The organism is Pseudonocardia pini (assembly GCF_013870575.1).
GTDB lineage: Bacteria > Actinomycetota > Actinomycetes > Mycobacteriales > Pseudonocardiaceae > Pseudonocardia > Pseudonocardia pini.
In genome coordinates, this window is the sequence record NZ_JACBXB010000676.1 from 1 (window position 1) to 3,101 (window position 3,101).

1 protein-coding gene is annotated in these 3,101 nt (G+C 75.7%); it reads left to right on the top strand.

What is annotated here, in order from left to right; all coding sequences use genetic code 11:
- Positions 1-77: 77 nt before the first annotated feature.
- A complete protein-coding gene (locus tag H5J29_RS27010) occupies positions 78-2,507 on the top strand; it encodes a DNA 3'-5' helicase SftH (protein WP_312858432.1) in 2,430 nt (809 codons plus the stop codon).
- Positions 2,508-3,101: the final 594 nt, after the last annotated feature.

The window sequence follows — 3,101 nt, forward strand, 5'->3', positions numbered from 1 at the left end:
GATCTCGCGGAGCCGGTCGCCTCGCCGCTCGGGTGCGGACCGCGGGGCTGTCGGTGCGGTGTGCAAGCCTCGACGGTGTGCAGGACCAGCGGATCGCCGAGCCGGACGGGCCCGTGCTCCGCTCTGCCCGCGGGCTGGAGCTGCTCGCCCGTGTGCTCGCAGGCTCGGGGGTGGATCCCGAGGTCCCGATCCTGGAGCTGGGCCCCTCGGGCGAGCTGCCCGAGGATGACGAGTCGCCGAAGGACGGGGATCCGCTGAACCCCCTCCGCCACGCGGTGCGGCTGCCGCCGCGTGCGGGGCGCGCGGTGAACTGGCCGGACTGGGCGCCCGCCGAGGTCGTCGAGGCCTTCCGGCGGGTGGGGGTCGCGCAGCCGTGGAGCCACCAGGCCGAGGGCGCGGAGCACGCGCACGCCGGGCGGGACGTCGTCGTGGCGACCGGCACGGCGTCGGGGAAGTCGCTCGTCTACCAGCTGCCGGTGCTCACCACGCTGACCGAGGACCCGCGCGCCACCGCCCTCTACCTGTCGCCGACCAAGGCCCTGGCCGGGGACCAGCTGCGGGCCCTGCGCGAGCTGGGCCTGGACCATCTGCGCCCCACCACGCTCGACGGCGACACCCCGATGGACGAGCGCGACTGGATCCGCCGACACGGCCGCTGGATCCTCAGCAACCCGGACATGCTGCACCGGTCGGTGCTGCCCCGGCACGGCCGCTGGTCGGGCTTCCTCCGCAGGCTCGCCTATGTGGTCGTGGACGAGTGCCACACCTATCGCGGGGTGTTCGGCTCGCACGTGGCGCTGCTGCTGCGGCGACTGCTGCGGGTCGCGCGGCGCTACGGCGCCGCCCCGACGATCGTGCTGGCCTCCGCCACGGTGGCCCGGCCCGCCGAGTTCGCCTGCGCGCTCACCGGTCGGGAGGTCCGGGCGGTCACGGAGGACGGGTCGCCGAGCGCGGGCCGCACCGTGGCGCTCTGGGAGCCGCCGCTGCTGCCCGAGCTGACCGGCGAGAACGGCGCCCCGGTGCGCAGGCCCGCCTCCACCGAGTCCTCCAGGATGCTCGCCGACCTGGTCATCGAGGGGGCCCGGAGCCTGGCGTTCGTGCGGTCGCGGCGCGGCGCCGAGACCGCGGCCCTCGGTGCCCAGCGGATCGTGGCGGACGTCGACCCGGGGCTGGTCGACCGGGTCGCCGCCTACCGCGGCGGATACCTCCCCGAGGAGCGGCGGGAGCTGGAGGCCGCCCTGATGAGCGGCGCCCTGCTCGGCGTGGCCACGACCAACGCCCTCGAGCTCGGGGTGGACATCGCGGGGCTGGACGCGGTGATCGTCGCGGGTTTCCCCGGCACCCGCGCCTCCTTCTGGCAGCAGGCCGGGCGCGCGGGCCGCGCCGCGGACGAGGCCCTCGTGGTCCTCGTGGCCAGGGACGACCCGATGGACACCTACCTGGTGCACCATCCGCGGGCGCTGATCGGCGCACCCGTGGAGAGCTGCGTGCTCGATCCCGGCAACCCGTACGTGCTGGCCCCGCAGCTGGTGTGCGCCGCAGCCGAGCTGCCGCTCACCGCCCAGGACGTGGCCGAGGTGTTCGGCGGGCCCGTCGCCGAGGAGATCCTCGACGAGCTGGTCGAGGACGGCGTGCTGCGCCGCAGGCCCGCCGGTTGGTTCTGGCCGACCACCCGGGAGCAGCCCGCGGCCTCGGTGGACATCCGCGGCTCCGGTCTGGGACAGGTCGCCCTGGTCGAGGCGGAGACGGCACGGATGCTCGGCACGGTCGACGGCGCCTCGGCCCCCGGCACCGTCCATCCCGGGGCGGTCTACCTGCACCGGGGCGAGAGCTACGTGGTGGACGACCTCGATCTCGACACCGGGGTCGCGCTGCTGCACCGGGAGGAGCCGGACTGGCGCACGGACGCCCGCTCGACCGCGGACGTCGAGGTGGTGGCCGTGCGCGAACGCACCGACCACGGCCCTGTCTCGGTCTTCTTCGGCGACGTCCGGGTGACCGGACAGGTCGTGGCCTACCAGCGCCGCGCGGCCGGTGGCGCTGTGCTGGACACGGTCCCGCTGGACATGCCCGCGCAGGTCCTCGAGACGCGCTCGGTCTGGTACACGATCGCGGACACCGCCTTGGCCGCGGTGGGCATCGACCCCCCGCGGGTCCCGGGTGCGCTGCACGCCGCCGAGCACGCGGCCATCGGGCTGCTGCCGCTGTTCGCGATCTGCGACCGCTGGGACATCGGCGGGCTGTCCACGGCCCTGCACCCGGACACCGGGTCGCCCACCGTGTTCGTCCACGACGGGCACCCGGGCGGGGCCGGTCTCGCCGAGCGCGGGCACGCGGTGCTGGAGCGTTGGCTGTGGGCCACCCGCTCGGCGATCCGGGACTGCGCCTGCCGCACCGGCTGCCCCTCGTGCGTGCAGTCGCCCAAGTGCGGCAACGGGAACGTCCCCCTGGACAAGGCAGGCGCCGTGGCGGTGCTCGACGTGGTGTTGCGCGCGTTGCGGGCCTGACGCCGGGCCGACGGAGCTCTCGATCCTCGCCCGCCGCCGGGGGCCGGGCAGCGGCGGGGGGGATGCGGTGGTCCCGTTCGGAGAGCGCCGGAGCGCTCCGGTCCCACCCTGTCCGGGGAGCGTGCGCGTGGTCCGGGGCTCGGTGGCCCGCGGATCCCTTCCGGACCCAGGAGACCCGGTGCGGGAGTGGGCCTCCGGCGGAGGTCGTCGATCGGTTCGAGTGCTACGACGAGAGCCGCCCCGTGAAAGGTCGGACGGGCGACCGCCACGGCGTGGGCGCACTCCGCCCGCTCCACCGGTCCGGTCACTCATCCCGAGGCCTCGACCGCTCGCCCCCGACACCGGTGCCGCAGGCCGGGCTGGGCCCGTCAGCGGGTCGGGTGCAAGGTCTGCCAGGGGACCGGCGTGGGCCCGGGCGCTCGCGGCATCGCGGGTGAGCACGGACCAGGGCCGCTCCACCCGCACCTCCACCAGGGCGTTCCACCCGTCGAGGGAACAGCCGACGAGGTCCACGTCCATCGCCGTGCTCACCCGCCCCGCCGCGGCACAGGCCTGTTCCACTCCGAGGACCGGGTCGCCCGCCGCCGCAAGTGC